Source organism: Candidatus Accumulibacter cognatus (assembly GCF_000584975.1).
Classification (GTDB): Bacteria; Pseudomonadota; Gammaproteobacteria; order Burkholderiales; family Rhodocyclaceae; genus Accumulibacter; species Accumulibacter cognatus.
In genome coordinates this window covers 1-17,140 of sequence record NZ_JDST02000096.1, presented here as the reverse complement: position 1 = coordinate 17,140, position 17,140 = coordinate 1, and the positions used below count along the sequence as shown (strand labels likewise).

General features: G+C 64.0%; 11 protein-coding genes and 1 pseudogene. 9 read left to right on the top strand and 3 right to left on the bottom strand.

What is annotated here, in order from left to right; genetic code table 11:
• The first annotated feature begins 239 nt into the window (after positions 1 to 239).
• The 9 genes from AW06_RS16405 to AW06_RS21025 all read left to right on the top strand — a co-directional run bounded on the left by AW06_RS16405 (position 240) and on the right by AW06_RS21025 (position 15,281).
• Positions 240 to 449 (top strand): hypothetical protein, encoded by a 210-nt coding sequence (locus AW06_RS16405; protein ID WP_034952207.1) that lies wholly within the window; start codon positions 240 to 242, stop codon positions 447 to 449.
• A gap of 100 nt (positions 450 to 549) precedes the next feature.
• Positions 550 to 2,262 (top strand): PAS domain-containing sensor histidine kinase, encoded by a 1,713-nt coding sequence (locus AW06_RS21030; protein ID WP_138678221.1) that lies wholly within the window; start codon positions 550 to 552, stop codon positions 2,260 to 2,262.
• 151 nt (positions 2,263 to 2,413) lie between these two features.
• Positions 2,414 to 3,754 carry an SWIM zinc finger family protein gene (locus tag AW06_RS16395; protein ID WP_273704813.1) on the top strand — a complete coding sequence of 447 codons (1,341 nt, stop codon included), beginning with the start codon at positions 2,414 to 2,416 and terminating at the stop codon, positions 3,752 to 3,754.
• Positions 3,751 to 5,277 (top strand): DUF5691 domain-containing protein, encoded by a 1,527-nt coding sequence (locus AW06_RS16390; protein WP_273704812.1) that lies wholly within the window; start codon positions 3,751 to 3,753, stop codon positions 5,275 to 5,277. The genes AW06_RS16395 and AW06_RS16390 overlap by 4 nt, the downstream gene beginning before the upstream one ends.
• Before the next feature lie 25 nt (positions 5,278 to 5,302).
• Complete coding sequence (locus AW06_RS16385) at positions 5,303 to 6,391, top strand: AAA family ATPase (protein ID WP_034952299.1); 1,089 nt, start codon at positions 5,303 to 5,305, stop codon at positions 6,389 to 6,391.
• 11 nt (positions 6,392 to 6,402) lie between these two features.
• Positions 6,403 to 8,730: a DUF5682 family protein gene (locus AW06_RS16380; protein ID WP_034952204.1), complete on the top strand. Its 2,328-nt coding sequence runs from the start codon at positions 6,403 to 6,405 to the stop codon at positions 8,728 to 8,730.
• A complete protein-coding gene (locus tag AW06_RS16375) occupies positions 8,727 to 9,926 on the top strand; it encodes a VWA domain-containing protein (RefSeq protein WP_273704811.1) in 1,200 nt (399 codons plus the stop codon). The genes AW06_RS16380 and AW06_RS16375 overlap by 4 nt, the downstream gene beginning before the upstream one ends.
• A 106-nt stretch (positions 9,927 to 10,032) precedes the next feature.
• Positions 10,033 to 12,381 (top strand): transglycosylase domain-containing protein, encoded by a 2,349-nt coding sequence (locus AW06_RS16370; protein WP_273704820.1) that lies wholly within the window; start codon positions 10,033 to 10,035, stop codon positions 12,379 to 12,381.
• 401 nt (positions 12,382 to 12,782) lie between these two features.
• A complete protein-coding gene (locus AW06_RS21025; protein WP_273704810.1) occupies positions 12,783 to 15,281 on the top strand; it encodes an ATP-binding protein in 2,499 nt (832 codons plus the stop codon).
• A gap of 167 nt (positions 15,282 to 15,448) precedes the next feature.
• On the opposite strand, the gene AW06_RS16360 is transcribed toward AW06_RS21025, so the two are convergent.
• The 3 genes and pseudogenes from AW06_RS16360 to AW06_RS16355 form a co-directional block, all read right to left on the bottom strand.
• Positions 15,449 to 16,174, bottom strand: coding sequence for an SDR family oxidoreductase (locus tag AW06_RS16360; protein WP_034952201.1), 726 nt, complete (start codon positions 16,172 to 16,174; stop codon positions 15,449 to 15,451).
• A gap of 38 nt (positions 16,175 to 16,212) precedes the next feature.
• Positions 16,213 to 16,417: pseudogene (locus AW06_RS21020) on the bottom strand (acyl-CoA thioesterase); the annotation flags it as partial.
• Positions 16,404 to 17,039, bottom strand: a complete 636-nt coding sequence (locus tag AW06_RS16355) for a TetR/AcrR family transcriptional regulator (RefSeq protein WP_273704809.1) — start codon at positions 17,037 to 17,039, stop codon at positions 16,404 to 16,406. The gene AW06_RS16355 and the pseudogene AW06_RS21020, both read right to left, overlap by 14 nt.
• Positions 17,040 to 17,140 lie beyond the last annotated feature (101 nt).

The following is a 17,140-nucleotide window of genomic DNA, read 5'->3' as shown; positions in this document are numbered from 1 at the left end:
GGATTTCAAGGCCCTCCGGCCCCCATCCTCAGACCGCCTGATCTCGGGTTCGGGTGTGGGGCGGGTGATCAGCGATGTCGACGCATCTCCAGCGAACAAGGCTCAACGACCCACACATTCCTTCGCATCCTGGTTCGCCTTGCCGACTGCGGGCACAGCCTGCGATACTGTAGCCGGACGCGTCCTCGCCGTGCAACCGCGGCGTTGGCGCAAACTGCCCTGCACTGCTGCCAGCAACCATGAAATTGCGACGAATCCATCCCCTGCACCAGCCGGCTGTCGGCCGCCAGCGCCTGCCGAGGCTGCTGTTCATCCCTAGCGGCTACGCCACGGCCGCCCGCCGGCGTGCCGAGGTGGTCGTGATTCCGCGCGCCGGCCATACGCTGTTGCACGACGCCTCCTGGCAGACAGCCGCCGAAAGGATTGCATGGATCGAGCAGCAAGGCTGAGACGCATGCGCCAGGTGCCACGAGCGGGTCGGCGAGGCATTCGGCAACGGCATGCGCCCGTGCGGTGGCAGGCTCCGGGCAAGTCGCCAGCAGGCGCCAGATGAAAAAGCCCGTTGGCCAATCCGCTCGTTCCGACCTCGCCCTGCGCGCCAGCGAGGAGCGTCTGCGTCTGGTCATGGAAGCCACCAGCGACGGTATCTGGGACTGGCAACTGGCGACCGGCGAGCTGTACTTCAGTGACCGCTGGTACACCATGCTCGGCTACACTCCGGGTGAGTTCCCTGCCAGTTACGCGGCCTGGCGCGACCGCGTCCACCCGGACGACCTGCCGGCGGCCGAAGCAGCGATCGCGGCCCACCTCGACGGCCATAGCAGCAACTTCAGCATCGAGTTCCGCATGCGCACCAGCAGCGGTGACTGGAAATGGATCAACGGCCGCGGCAAGGTCAGCCAGCGCGACGCCAAGCAACGGGCGCTGAGGGTGGTCGGCACGCATGTCGACATCCACGCCCGCAAGCTCGCGGAAGAGGAGCTGCAGCTCAGCCGTTTCGCCATCGATCGTGCTTCGGTGGCGATCGCCTGGGCGAGGGCCGATGGCCGCTACCTTTACGCCAATCGGGAAATGTGCCGCATCCTCGGTTACCACCGCGATGAGCTGCTGCAGATGCGCGTGGTCGATGTCGATCCGCGGCCCGACCCGGAGATGCGATGGCAGGCGCACTGGCAGACGCTGCGGGCGGCTGGCTCGCTGACCAGCGAGAGTGAGCGCCGCCGCAAGGACGGTTCAATCTTGCCGGTCGAGCTCTCGGCCAGTTATTTCGAGTACGGCGGTGAGGCATACAGCATCGCCTTCGTGCGCGACATCAGTGAGCGCAAGCGTGTGGAAGCCGAATTGCAGAAGCATCGGCAGAACCTCGAGACTCTCGTTGGCGAGCGCACCGCCGAGTTGCGGCAGGCCATGCGCCAGCTGATGCGGAGTGAAAAGCTGGCGGCCCTGGGCCAGCTGGTCGCCGGCGTCGCGCACGAACTCAACACCCCGCTCGGCAATGCCCGCGTGGTCGCGGGTGTACTGGCGGAGCGGGTGAGGGAGTTCGCCCACGCTTGCGAATCCGGCCCGCTGCGTCGCTCGCAACTGGCCACCTTCCTCGACCGTTGCCAGGAGGCCGCCCGGCTGCTCGACCAAAACACCGTGCGCGCGGCCGAGCTGATCAGTCAGTTCAAGCAGGTGGCCATCGATCAGGCGAGCATCCGCCGCCGCGTCTTCGACCTGCGCCAGACGGTCGAAGATCTGCTCGCCAGCCTGCGCCCGCTGTTCAAGGGTCGCCAGCATCGCGTCGAGCTGGACATTCCCGCCGGTCTGCGGCTCGACAGCTATCCCGGCCCGCTCGAGCAGGTGATCGTCAATCTGGTCAGCAACTCTCTGCTGCACGGTTTCGACGGCGTCGATCGCGGCCTGATCAGGCTCGCGGCCGGCGAGATCGACGGCGAGCGCATCCGGCTGTGCTACAGCGACGACGGCAAGGGAATCGCCGACAGCGTGCGGGATCGCATCTTCGATCCCTTCTTCACCACCCGGATGGACAGCGGCGGCAGCGGCCTCGGGCTGTACATCAGCCATAACCTGGTCAGCAGCGTCCTCGGCGGCACCCTCGACGTGCATGGCCAGCCGGGGCAGGGGGCCCGCTTCGACATCGTGCTGCCGAAAGTGGCGCCCGCCGCCACCAGTCCCGGCACACCGCCAGCCACTGACCCGGCCGTTGGCGGCCAGCTGCCCTCGGAGCTCATGAACGCGCGTAGCGGCATGCAAGAATAGCAAGAATATAATGTCATCCTTCCCAAACGGTTTCTGGAGAACACAGCCATGACGAGGTTCATCAACAGCCTGGACATGAACGGCTTCAGAGCGCTTGATGACCTGAGGATCAGATGGGTATTCGCGAAGCAGTGATCCGGGAGCCTGCGCTTTGACCGTCATCGGTGCAGAGGCCGTGCTGGCGCTGGCGCCGGATGCGTCGTCGGCGACTGCGGCGCGCGCGCTGGTGATGCCGGCCCGGTGGCCGGTCCTGGGTGCGAACGATGTCGCCGTATGGGGGGCATGTCAAGGCAGCGGATCAAAACCGTACCAGACACAAGTCGACATCACCGGCGCCACCCCGGTATTTCGTTGTAGCTGTTCCAGCCGCAAGTTTCCCTGCAAGCATGCTCTGGCGCTGCTGTTGCTGCGTGCCAGACAGGAGGAACTATTCACCCAGACCGACGCCCCGGCCTGGGTCAGCGAATGGCTGAGCACCCGCGCCGGGAAGGAACGGAAGAAGGAGGAAAAGCAGCGCGCAGAGGCAACCACTCCTGTCGATCCCGAAATCGCCGGGAAGCGCGATCTGAAACGCCAGGCTCAGCGCTGGAGCCGCATCGAAGGTGCGGCGACCGAGCTGCAGGCATGGCTGTACGACCAGATCGGCCGCGGGCTGGGCGCCATCGGCGATGAGCAGCTCGGTGGATGGCATACCATGGCCGCGCGCATGGTGGATGCGCAGGCTGCCGGACTGGCGTCGAGAGTGCGGGAGGCAGCGCATGGCATCCGCCGGGGCACAGACTGGCCTGAGCGGCTGTTGCATCGCCTCGGCCTGTTGTATTTGTTGTGCGCCGCCATTCGGCGCCGTGCAGACTTATCCCCGGAGATGCAGGCCGAACTTCGCACCATCGCGGGGTGGCCGTATGACAAATCCGAGGTCCTGAGCACAGGAAAACGTCTGGCCGACCAGTGGACCGTATTGGGACAAATCAGGGAAGAAAACGAAGACCACCTGACGGAACGGCGGGTGTGGTTGCATGGCAGAAACAGTGGCCGACGCGCCTTGCTGCTGGAGCATGCCTTTGCCGGCAAGGGATTCGAGCAGTCCTGGCTGAACGGCTCCACTGTCGAAGCAACCCTGGCCTATTTTCCTGGTACCAGCATGCTACGAGCACTGGTTGCCGAGGTGACGGCAAGCGTACAGACCCGATGGCCGGATTCGACCTCGAGCGCCGAGTGGCGGACGGTGGCCGAACGTGTCGCAAGCAGCCCCTGGGTTCGTTTGCACCCGATGGTTTTGCCCGCGGCTGTCCCTCTGCGAGCCGGTGACCAGACTTTTCTGATGGTCGAAGGTCAAACCGTGGCGCTGCATCTGGGCGATGCCGACACCTGGAGATTGCTGGCCTACAGTGGCGGTCATCCGCTCGTGATGATGGGCGAATGGGATGGACTGGCGCTGCGGCCGCTCAGTGCATGGGGTATCGATGGGCTGTGGCAAAGGAGTCCGGAGTGAGTACCTGGGCCGCATTGCTGCCGGTGGCCATGGTCGGTACCGAACGGCAGGCTCCCGTGCTGCCCGAGCCTGGTGGAGCGATCGGTGATCTGCTCGCAGAGCTTGCCGTGCTTGGCGACCATCCCGCCCAATGTGTGCTGCAAATGGCCGCCGTCTTGGCTACCTGTGCTCAGGCCGGCGTACAGGGTACGGCCTGGCCGGAGCCCGTGCCGGCTGCCGCGGCCAGGGAAGTGCTGCCCACGGTGGACAACGCTTCCGCCGTGCTCTTGTTGGCCTGGGCACTGCGCGACGGGCCGCAACGCCTGCTACTGCTTGTTTTCCAGTCGCTTGCCAGAAAGGGCCGTCGCTTGCCGATCGATCTGCTGCCATTGGCACTGGAGCAAGGCCGCCGCTCGGTGGCTTTGCGCGAATCATTGCAGCCCGTTCTGGGTGAGCGCGGTGTCTGGCTGGCGGGGCAGAATGCCGCCTGGAACTATGCTTTTGGCGTTGAGGCCGCGGCGGCTGAAGAAGTGCGCTGGACTGAAGGCAGTCTGGCGCAACGGCGAGAGCTGTTGCGCGAGGAGCGCCGGCGCAATCCTTCCGCGGCGCGTGAACGGCTGACCGGAATCCTCGGCGAATTGCCTGCGCGCGAACGTGCCGAACTGATAGGCGAGCTGGCAACCGGCTTGTCGATGGACGATGAAGCGCTTCTCGACAGTTTGCGAAGAGACCGTAGCCGCGAGGTGAAACAGGTGACGCTGGGTCTGTTGCAGCGACTGCCCGACTGTGCCCATGTGCAACGGGCACAGCAGCGCATGCAGGCGCTGTTACGGCAGGAAAGAGTGTTGTTGCGCAAACGCTGGCGGCTTGACGCGCCATCCGCCGTGGCGGATGAATGGAAAGCCGATGGCATTGAAGCGACACGGCCGACCCACGACGCGCTGGGCGAACGGGCCTGGTGGCTGTTTCAAGTGGCCCGGCAGGTACCACTGGCCTGGTGGGTCCGATATACCGGCATGAACCCTGGCGATCTGGTCGATTGGGCGATTTCCAGTGACTGGGCGGATGCCCTGCTGCGGGCATGGCGCGAAGCGCTGGCGGTCGAACCGGAGGTAGCCTGGTGCGAAGCCTTGCTGGACCACTCCCCGAAGACACTGTCTGCCGACCATTACCTGGCCATTCTCGCCTTGTTGCCCCTGGCGCGACGCGAGCGCTATTGGGAAAAACAGTTGAAGGAGGGCAAATCCCGGTTGCAAGCGTTGGTTCATCAACTGCTGCAGGCCTGCCCACCCGGTGAATGCCTGTCAGCCAGTCTGTCGCTGGCCGTCGCCAGTGCGGTTGCCGAAGCGGTCGGACAGCATGCCGACTTCAGCAACGATTACGCGCTGCGTTCCGCCCTGCCGGAGCTTTGCTGTGTATTGCAGGGTGCGGCGCTGGAGCAGCTGCCGGGGATCTCCGGCGAAGCTGCCGGCAAGCCTGCGTTGCCAGAATTGTGGCATACCCTCCGACAGATCATCGCCACCCGGCAAGCCCTGAATTGTTAACGTATTGCTCGAATCCGAGGACACCATGACCGCATCCACTGCCATCCGCGAACATGCCGAGAGACAATTTTCCGAAGAACTGTCGGAACTGAAGAAACACGACACGCGAGCCCGCCCGCAAAACTGGGAGCTGTCGCCGTGGGCCGTCATCACCTACCTGATGGGTGGCAAGCTCGACAGCGGTTTCACGATCAGCGCCAAATACATTGGCAATCAGCGCCTGATGGAAATTGCCGTGGCAACGTTGGCAACCGACCGGGCCTTGTTGCTTTACGGTGTGCCCGGCACCGCCAAGTCGTGGGTATCGGAACACCTGGCCGCGGCCATCAGCGGCGATTCGACGCTGCTCATCCAGGGCACGGCGGGCACCAGTGAAGAACAATTGCGTTACGGCTGGAATTACGCGCAGTTGCTGGCGCACGGACCTTCTGAACAAGCCCTGGTTTCCAGTCCTCTGATGAATGCCATGCAAACCGGCAAGATCGCCCGTGTCGAAGAACTCACCCGCATCCCCGCGGATGTGCAGGATACGCTGATCACCATCCTGTCGGAGAAATCCCTGCCCATCCCCGAACTCAACAGCGAGGTTCAGGCAAGGCATGGCTTCAACGTCATCGCCACCGCCAACAACCGCGACAAGGGGGTCAACGAGCTGTCTTCGGCGCTCAAGCGGCGTTTCAATACGGTGGTGCTGCCGGTGCCCGCCAGTGAAGACGAAGAAGTCTCGATCGTCGTCAAACGGGTAGCCGAAATGGGCCGTGCCCTGCAACTGCCGACAGAGCCGCCGGCGCTCAAGGAAGTCCGGCGCCTGGTGCAGATATTTCGGGAACTGCGCAGTGGCCGGACCGCCGATGAAAGAACGCAGGTCAAGTCGCCCACCTCGACGCTATCGACCGCCGAGGCCATCTCGGTCATCAACAGCGGTATGGCGCTGGCCGGCCATTTCGGCGATGGCGTCATGCGCCCGCATGACCTCGCCTCCGGCCTGATCGGTGCAGTGGTGAAGGATCCGATCCAGGACAATATCGTATGGAACGAGTATCTGGAAACGGTGGTGAAAGAACGCGCCGACTGGAAGGATCTGTACCGAGCCTGCCGCGACCAGCAAACCTGAGCGCCACCGCAATGGCTGCACCGCATCTTTTTGGCATACGTCACCACGGCCCCGGTTGTGCTCGCAGCCTGGTGCGCGCGTTTGATGCACTGCGACCCGATTGCATCCTGATCGAGGGTCCGCCGGAAAGCGAGGGCTTGCTGCCGGCCGTGCTGGCCGAGGGCATGCAGCCACCGGTGGCTTTGCTGAGTTATTGTCCCGACGATCCACAACTGGCGGTGTATCACCCTTTCGCCGAGTTTTCGCCGGAGTGGCAGGCGATACGCTGGGCGGTATTGCATGCCGTGCCGGTACGCTTCATGGACCTGCCGATGGCCAATGGCCTGGCATTGCAAAAGGCACGCCGGCAAGCGGACGAGGCGTCTCCAGAACCCGCGCACGCAGAAGCTCACGCTGCGCAAGACCACCGGCAGGATGCAACCAGCGAAGAAGCCGGCGCACCGGCGAACCCGGCAGCCAGCGATGACGACCGTGCGGGCGACCCGCTGAACTGGCTGGCGCATGCCGCCGGTTATGCCGATGGCGAAAGCTGGTGGAATCACATGGTGGAGGAGCGCGGCGACGGCGAACAACTTTTTGCCGCGGTCGCCGAAGCCATGACCGCCTTGCGGGCAGAGTGGGGTGAGCAGCGCGATGACCCACAGGAGTCGCAGCGCGAGGTACTGCGCGAAGCGCACATGCGCCAGTGCCTGCGCGAGGCACAAAAAACAGGCGCGGAGCGCATTGCGGTGGTCTGTGGCGCCTGGCACTTGCGTGCTTTGCAGACGTCGTCCGTCACAGTGAAAGCCGATCAGGCCTTGCTCAAGGGTCTGCCCAGGGTCAAGGTGCAGTCCACCTGGGTGCCGTGGACCTACCGGCACCTCACGCGCAGCAGCGGCTATGGTGCCGGCATTGTTTCGCCTGGCTGGTATGAGCATTTGTGGCGCAGCCAGCATCTCCCGCAGCTGCGCACGGTCGGGTGGTTAGCACGCGTGGCGCGGCTGATGCGCGAACGGGATCTGGACTGCTCGTCGGCGCACCTGATCGAAGCCACACGCCTGGCGGATGCGCTTGCAGCCATGCGCGAGCGTCCCGCTGCCGGACTGGAAGAATTGCAGGAGGCCACGCGCTCGGTCTTTGCCATGGGGGACGATTCGCTGCTGCATTTCATCGCCGACGAACTGGTGGTGGGTGACCGACTGGGCAGCGTGCCTGCCGACGTACCCACCGTACCCCTGCAGCGTGATCTGGAGCAGGCGCAGAAAACCTTGCGGCTCAAGCCGGAGGCCGTCCAGCGCACGCTCGATCTGGATTTGCGCAACAGCAACGACCTGGCCCGCAGCCATCTGCTGCACCGCTTGCGGCTGCTCGATGTACCCTGGGGTGAGTTGGCCAAAGTAGGCCGCTCGCAGGGCACTTTCCACGAAGTGTGGATACTGCAGTGGCAGCCCGAGTTCCTGTTGCAACTGATTGAGGCCAGCCAGTGGGGGCAGACACTGGTCCAGGCTGCCACCGCTTTGGTGATCGACAAGGTCGGGCGCATCAGTGATCTGGCCGAACTGGCCGCCCTGGTCGATCAAGTCCTGCTGGCCGACCTGGACGCTGCAGTGCCAGCGGTCACGCAGGCGCTGCAAAGCAGAGCGGCGCTCACCGGCGATGTGCTGCAGTTATTGGCCACCTTGCCGCCTTTGGCAAATGTGTTCCGCTACGGCAACGTGCGTCAGACCGATGCGGCGATGGTCGCGCAGGTTCTGGACGGCCTGATCGTACGCACCGCAATCGCCATGCCCCTGGCTTGCCGTAACGTGGACGATGCGGCCGCTCAGAGCCTGCGCGAGAAATTGCTGGCCGCTCACACTGCGGTAGCGTTGCGTCAGGGCCAGGAGGAGACCCAGGCATGGCGGCAGGCACTGCAGCAGATCGCAAGCAGCACCCACACCGGGCAACTGCTGCAAGGCGTGGCAGTTCGATTGCTGCTCGACGATGCGGTCTGGTCCGTTGAACAGGTTGCGCAGGCGATGTCTTTCGAACTATCCATGGGGGCTGAGCCGAGCAAAGCAGCAGCCTGGCTGGAGGGGTTCCTGAACCGCAATGCGCTGGTGCTTCTCCATGATATGCGCGTATGGCGGTTGATCGACGAGTGGCTTGTGGGCTTGCGCGAAGAACATTTCGTGCGCGTGCTGCCTCTGGTACGACGCACTTTCTCGACCTTCAGCGCCAGCGAGCGCAGTGCTCTTGCACAACGTGCCGGACAGGGCCGGGGGGTCGCAGCCTTGCCGAAACCACCTGCCGGCTGGAACGAAGAGCGTGCTGCCCTGCCGCTGCCGCTACTGCGCCAGTTGCTGGGAGTGCAGCAATGAACCCAAAAATTTCCATTCCGCCGGGCGCACAAAGCGGCGTGCAACGCTGGCGGCTGGTGCTCGGCCGCGAGGCTGAATCGACTTGCGGTACCCCGCTTGGCGCGGCGGCCGAAATGGACAAGGCGCTGTCGGCGCTTTATGACCCCGAGGGTCCTGACGGCATGCGCTCCAAAGAACGGCGTGGCGGACGTGGCGGCTCGGCGCCGAGCGTGGCGCGCTGGCTGGGGGACATCCGCAAGTATTTCCCGGCCTCGGTGGTGCAAGTCATGCAGCACGATGCGCTCGAGCGCTTGAACCTGCGCGAGATGTTGTTGCAGCCAGAGATGTTGTGCAATGTTCAAGCCGATGTGCATCTGGTTGCCAACCTCATCGCCTTGTCACGGGTGATTCCCGCCGGCACGAAAGAAACGGCGCGAATGGTGGTGCGCAAGGTGGTGGATGAACTGATGAAGCGCCTGGATGAGCCCTTGCGCGCAGCGATCAGCGGCGCGCTCGACCGCAGCCAGCGCAATCGCCGGCCGCGCCACAGCGAGATCGACTGGAATCGAACCATACGGAGCAACCTGAAACACTGGCAGGCCGAGTTCCATACCATCGTGCCGGAAACGCTGCTCGGCTATGGCCGAAAGACTCGTCGGCCACAACGCGAGGTCGTGCTGTGCATCGACCAAAGCGGCTCGATGGCAGCCTCGGTGGTATATTCCAGCATCTTCGGTGCAGTGATGGCCACCTTACCGGCAGTCGCGACCAGGCTGGTGGTATTCGACACCGCGGTGGTTGACCTGAGCGAACAGCTCGACGATCCCGTGGAACTGTTATTTGGTGTGCAACTGGGTGGTGGCACCGACATCAACGGTGCGGTTGCCTATTGCCAATCCATCATCCGTGAGCCACGCAACACGATTCTGGTCCTCATTTCCGACCTGTATGAAGGCGGTGTCGAGGCGATGCTGCTGCGCCGCGCAGCAGAACTCGTGGACAGCGGCGTGCAGTTCATCACCTTGCTGGCCCTGAGCGACGAGGGTGCGCCTGCCTATGATCGAGACCTCGCCGGCAAACTCGCCGCCCTGGGTGTGCCCTCGTTTGCCTGTACCCCGGATGCCTTTCCCGGCCTGATGGCCGCTGCGATACGACGTGACGATGTCGCTACCTGGGCAGCAGGCCAGGGTTTGGTGACGAGCCGGGCGGCTCGATAAAAGATCGCGCGAGGTGCCACTGTTACGCCGTGACCGGCCCGTCGAAATCCAGCAGAGGTCCGGTCTTCGCTCCCGGCTCGGCGAACTGGAACAGTCGCTGACCCGGATTGCCCCGGGCCTTTCCTCCCGCCTCGCCGACACGCTCGACGCCCTCCGCCATCCCACCCGGCGCGAGTTGTTCCGGACGCTGGCGGCAGTGCCTGCCCTGTTCCTGCTCTATGTGCTGATCCTGATTCCCTTCACGCCAAGCATCAGCAGCATCCGCAAGGCGTCCTCGGAACAACCGGCCCAGATCCTCTCGGCGGACGGCAGGAAACTCACCGAGTTCAAGCAATCCAACCGGCAATGGGTCGCACTCTCCGGGATTTCGCCCCATGTCATCGACGCCCTGATCGCCACGGAAGATCACCGCTTTTACGCGCATTTCGGTCTCGACTGGCGACGCACCGCCGCCGCCGCGATCAACAGCTTTAGGGGCGATCGCCAGGGGGGTTCGACCCTCACCCAGCAACTTGCCCGCAACCTTTACCCGGAGGAGATCGGCCGGGCCCCGACGCTGACGCGCAAGATCAAGGAGGCGATCACGGCATTGAAGATCGAGGCCGTCCACAGCAAGGACGAAATCCTCGAGACCTACCTCAACAGCGTGCCCTTCCTCTACAACGCCTACGGCATCGAGATGGCGGCGCGCACCTATTTCGATACCTCGGCCGACCAGCTCGACGTACTGCAAAGCGCGACGCTGGTCGGCATGCTCAAAGGCAACAGTTACTACAATCCGGTACTCAATCCCGAGCGATCCCTGCAGCGCCGCAACACGGTGCTCAAACAGATGCTCAAGCGCGGGAAACTGACCGCGACACAACTCGACTCGCTCAGCAAGCAACCCTTGCGGATCGATTTCGAACGACAGACCGAGCCCCCGGGCCCGGCACCGCATTTCGCCAGGCAACTGCGCAAGTGGCTGATTGCCTGGGCCGACCGCAACGACTACAGCATTTACGGCGACGGGCTGGTGGTGCGCACCAGCATCGATTCCCGGCTGCAGGCAGCGGCCAGTCAGGCCGTGACCCGCCAGGGCAACAGCCTGCAGAACATCGCCAACGCGGCATGGGGGAAGCGCTCGGCGTGGAGCACCGACTCCAGCCTGGTCCAGACCTTCATCCGCGAATCGCCGGAGTACGCCACCGCCATGGCCAAAGGGCGGACGCCCGCCCAAGCCATGCAGGAACAACAGGCCGACAAGGACTTCATGCGGGCACTGCAGCGGCAAAAGACGCGGATACAGATCGGTTTCCTGGCCATCGATCCGCGCAACGGCCAGGTCAAGGCCTGGGTCGGCAGCCGCGACTTCGAGGAGGAGGCTTTCGACCATGTACAACAGGCGCGTCGCCAGCCCGGCTCGACCTTCAAGCCCTTTGTTTACGGCGAAGCGTACCGCCAGGGCGCCAGCCCGAACGACCGATTGATCGATCAGGCGGTGGAAATAGACGTCGGCGGCGGCGAGGTCTGGCGGCCCGCGGATGGCACGCCGCCAAGCGGCGAAGCCATGACCCTGAGCGATGGGCTCGCCTACTCGAAGAACACCATCACCGCGCAACTCATCCAGCAAGTCGGCCCTGCCAAGGTGGCCAGACTCGCCCGCCAGATGGGAGTGCGCCAGAGCAAGCTCGAAGCCGTGCCTTCGCTTGCCCTCGGGACCAGCCCGGTCACCCTCAAGGAAATGGTTGCCGCCTACGGGACGATCGCGAATGGGGGGGGCTACCTCGAGCCGCTGCTGGTCAGCCGCATCGAAGACCGTGACGGCCGGGTCATCGAAGAATTCAGCCCGCAGGAACCCGAGCTTGCGCTCGGGCGTGACGTCGCCTACACTCTGCTCGACAACCTGCGCGGCGTCATCAACCGTGGCACGGGCAGGGATATCCGCAGCCGCCATGGCATCCGCGCCGACGTCGCCGGCAAGACCGGTACGACGCAGGACAACGCGGACGGCTGGTTCATCCTGATGCACCGGCAGTTGGTCGCCGGGGCATGGGTCGGTTTCAACGACAATCGCATCACGCTGCGCAGCGACTACTGGGGTCAGGGGGCGCACAGTGCGCTGCCGGTGGTCGGCGATTTTTTCCGGAATGCCTTGCGCGCTCGCCTCATCGATCCTCGCGCGCGCTTCGTGGCTCCTGAAGATACCGGTCTTTGGACGCGTGTCAGCGCCTGGTTCCGCAGCCTGCTGTCGCCAGATCCCGTCGCCGAACCCAAACCACCACCGACTGTCAAACCCGCCCGCAAACAACTGCCTCGCGAAGAACCGGCCACCCCCGCGCCGGTCGTATCGCCCCCTCAAACGCAGGGCGATCCGCTGCAGGAGAAGATCGACCAGATCCTGAAAGAGAGCAACGAAGCCGAACGGCTGCCAACGGATCCATCACCAGCGGCGCAGGCAGAGGACTCCCGGTGAAGCGGGATAGTGCAAGGCGTGTGGAAGCAGGTGCTGCGCGGGTCGGCATGCGCCGCCGCCTCGGCTCGGCTTGCCGCTTCCAGCACGGGGCGGCGAAGAGCTCTCTCGAATGGTAAGTAATGGATGACGAAGCGATTACGTACCGTACCCTGACAGTAAACCCCTTCATCTGCCAGTGACGCTTCCGTCACCGACCGAGTGGGTGGCGGGCGTCGGCGCAGACCGCTGCGGCGCCGTGCCGCAGGTTCCCAGGGCCTGATTCGTGGTCGCCCGATCGCGGGTTGACCGGCGCTGATTGCCGCCCCTATACTCGGTCGCATGCCACTCCCTCTGCACCCTCCTGGCGCACCGTTCGCCGCCCCGCAACGGGGGGAACGCCAGCGGCTGGCAGTGGCTGTGGCGTGAGCAGCCGGCGCGTCATCGACTGGTTGGTGCCGCCGCGAGCCGACGCCCGCGTCGCGGCACGGGCGCGGATTGTTGCCCGCTCTCTGCTGACCATCTCGGCCGTGGTGTCGCTGCTGCTCGTCGCCTTCTTCGCCGTGCGCAGCCGGCCGAGCACGCTCGAACTGACGCTCTTTGCGGTTGCGATCATGACGCCGGTCGGCGCTGCGGTTGCCCTCCGCTTCGTGTCGCGTCCGACCGAAGTCCTCCTGCTCACCAACCTGCTCGGCAGCGCGTATGTCGCCGTCTGGGCCTTTGCCACCGGCGGCGTCCTGTCGGCGGCGGTACCCTGGCTGATCGCGCTGCTGGCGACGCTTGGCACCTTCGGCCGGGCGCGCTTGCTGCTGGCTGCCTTCGCCATCGACATCCTGTTGCTCGTCGCGCTGTACTGGGCGACGGTGCGCGAACTGCTGCCGCCGAACCTGGTCCCCGCCGAGGAAGCCGCCCTGCTCGCGTTCATCGGCCAGCTCTCATCGCTGGTCGTCGTCGCCATGGCGGCGCGGATCGTCCTGCGCGCGCGGGTGGCCGCCAGCGCCAGCATACAGCGTGGTGAGCAGCGCCTGCATCGCATCGTCAATGGCATGCCGGCGGCGATTGCCCACATCGATTACACCGAGAGCACGCCGCACTATTCTTTCGTGAACCGGCGCTACGCGGAGCGTTTCGGGCGCACGGACGAGGCCGTCGGCGGCATGGGCGTTCCGGAGCTGCTTGGTGACGAGGCCTATCGCCGGATCGAGCCCCATCTGCAGCAGGTACGGCGGGGAGAGGCCGCCGAATACGACCTGGCACTGCCGATGCCCGACGGAAGTACCCGCTATGACCGCTCGTACCTGTTGCCCGACCGGGCAGAGGACGGCTCGGTACAGGGTGCCTACATCTTCGCCATCGACGATAGCGAACGCAAGCGGGCATTGCTTGCCTTAGAGTTGAGCCAGACGAGACTGGCGGAGGCGCAGGCGATGGCGCAGGTTGGCAACTGGGAATTCGACCTGCAGACTGAGCGCCTTGAGTGGAGCGACGAGGTCTATCACATCTGCGGCCACCGGCCGCGCAGCTTCGCCCCGTTCTTTACTGCCCACTACATGGCCGCGACGCACGTGGACGACCGGCCGAGGCTGGCCGCGGCTCTGGAACAGATCCTGGCAACCTCGGCTCCGCAGCAGCTCGAGCACCGCATTCAGCGTTCGGACGGGGTCGAGCGGACGGTAGAGGTGCGAGCCGAGGTCCTGCGCACGGATTCTGCTGGCCGTATCGTGAAGCTGGTTGGCATCATCCAGGACGTCAGCGAGCGTAAACTGATCGAGCAGCAACTCATCGCCGCCAAGGAGGCTGCCGAGTCGGCAAGCCGGGCCAAGTCGGTGTTTCTGGCCAACATGAGTCACGAGATCCGGACGCCGATGAACGGCGTCATCGGCATGGCCGACCTGCTGCTGCAAGAACCCCTGGCGGAGCGGGCGCGGCACTATGCGCGGACGATCCAGCGTTCGGGTCGGGCACTGCTCGGCGTGCTCGACGATATTCTTGACCTCTCGAAGATCGAGGCGGGGAGGCTGGATCTGGAATCTGCGAGCTTTAATCTGCAGGTGATGCTGCGCGAGCTGCAGGATCTCTTCGGCGAGGCGGCGCGGCTCAAGAACGTGACCCTACGGGTGACGGTGGCGGCGGATCTACCGCGTTGGGTGACTGGCGACGTCGTCCGGCTGCGCCAGGTGCTGTTGAACCTGGTGTCGAACGCGGTGAAGTTCACTACACACGGGACGATCGACGTCGACGCCTGTCGTGAGTCTGATGGCGCTCTGCGTTTCTCCGTCCGCGACACCGGCATCGGCATCGCGGCGGACAAGCAGACACAGATCTTCGAAGCGTTCGCGCAGGCCGAGCAGGGGACGACCAGACGCTTCGGTGGTACCGGGCTCGGGCTGTCGATCGCTCGTGAGCTGGTACGCCTGATGGGCGGCGAGATCGGGCTGCAGAGTTCACCGGGTGAGGGTTCATGCTTCTGGTTCCAAGTCCGCCTCCCCGAGGCAACGGCGCCTGCGGAGGCGAGACGCCGTGCCGTCGCCGGGTCTTTCGCTGGTCGCCGTGTTCTGATCGCCGAAGATGACCCGGTCAACGCCGAGGTGACGCGGGCAACGCTGGAGCACTACGGAATCGATGTCGTGCTGGTGCCCGACGGTGAGCAGGCTGTGACCGAGCAGGCACGCCAACCCTTCGACCTGGTGCTGATGGACTGCCAGATGCTGCAAATGGACGGCTTAGAGGCGACACGCCTGATTCGCGAGGCGGAGAAGCTACGCGGGACGCAGCGGACGCCGGTGGTTGCGCTGACCGCACACGCCATGGCGGGCTATCGCGACGAGTGCCTGCAGGCAGGAATGGACGACTACCTGGTGAAGCCGTTCAAGGCGGAGGCGCTACGGCAGATGCTCGGGCGGTGGCTCAACGATCAGCCATGAGCGACGGCATGCCGGATTTCTTCCTGGACACCGGCCTGCGCACCAACTGGACGCTCGGTGATGAGGCGCGTCGCATTATTTTGGCGGAATACATGAACAGCTGCGCCGGGGGAATTCATGGTCCTTCCCTGTTTACGTTCATTGCTTGCGGTGCGACTTTGGGTGACCTATGGCCATCCGCCGGTGAAATTGACAACCTGTCCGGTGGCAAATGGGGAACGCCCAGATGCCAAGAATGCGATCAATTCCCCGATTTCCTGCGGCTCGCCGAGACGCCCCATGGGAACTTTGCTCGCGATTTCCCGGCGTCCCGCAGGGTCGTCGATGAATCGCGCACGTGGGTAATAGGCTTCGCTGTATAGGTAGTTCGGTGCCACGACATTCACCTGTATGCCGAAAGGCGCCGCCTCTTTCGCCAGCGCCAAGGCGAAGGCCGTTGTCCCGGCACGCACCGATGTGGCTACGGAAAACCCTGCTTCGGGCTGCAGATAACGCGCGGAAGTGATGAACACGAAGGTGCCGCGATGCGCCAGCTTCATCGGAGGCAACAGCAGTTGCGTCAGACGATACGGAAAGATCAGCAGGGCCTCCACACTCTGGCGCAGGGTTTCGAGCGAGACATCTTCTATTGGCAACGGCGTATTGGGAAAGACATCGTTGGAAACCACTGCATCGATCGTGAGCCCGCGTTCTCTCAACTCTTCGGTAATGGCATCAGGCGTTTGCCCGCGTAGCGCCACGGCGCCCGCATGCGCGATTTCAAAATTCCGGGCGACGTCCGGGTCGACAAAGCCGGTATCGTGACAAACCAGCCGGTGTTGCTCTCGGAGTAATACTGGAACCGCTCCGGGACCAACATATTGGCATGCATGGGTCAGCAGCAAGGCATCCATGATCAAGCTCCTCCGTTCACTGATCGATGATCGTCAACAATCACAAAGGAACCCTCCGGGTCGGCCAATGGCCGATCCGGGTTGTAGAGCAATTCCACACGACCGGTTTCCAGCATGCTGGCAAAGACGGCGTTGTTGACGTGGTTGGCGGTCGGTATCGACGTAGCGCATTTTCTCGTAGGTCCGTCGCGGGAAATCATCGATCGTCGTCTGTTCGAGGGCCGTCGTTTCAGTTTTTTCCATGATCGGGCACCTCCACGTTGCCTGGCGATTCATGGTCCGGCGTGGCCATACGCTGGATCGCCTGCCGGCAAACGGTGAGGATTTGTCCGGAAAAAACCGGGTCGTCCACCGCGCGGGCCAGCGAAATGCCGCCGACACACAACGCCATGAAGGCTATCGCATCGTCCAGGCGTGCCGGATCGATCGGGCTGCCTTCGTCAGGAGGAATGCAGATGGCGCACAACGATTTGCGCAACTCTTCCTCGTAGACCTTTTTGAAACCGGGATTGCTTCTCGCCGCATCCGACGCCAGCGCGGCTAGCGCACAACTGTCGGCCAGGTCGTCGCGATGCGCCGTCGCCAGATAGCGTTTCCCCAGCCGCAGCAGCCGACTCGGCCAGGACTCTTGACGGGCCTGCCCCATCCAGCGCGGACGGTTGTCCAGCAAGGCAAACCGAAAGGCGGCCGCCGCCAGCTCGTCCTTGTTGTTGAAATGTGCGTAAAACGCGCCGTGCGTCAGCCCCGCATCCTGCATCACCGGGGCGATGGCGGCACCGGAAAGTCCTTCAGTCCGCAGGCGGGATGCCCCCGCCGTCAAAATGCGCCGCAGTGAAGCTTCTTTGAGATCAGAGCGACTGGTCATGGGTTCTCGCATGATATTGATCATGCGAAAGCATCTTATATGATGCGTATCATGTCAACCTGATTTCAGGAAAAAGACTGAAACTGAAGTTTAGACACTCG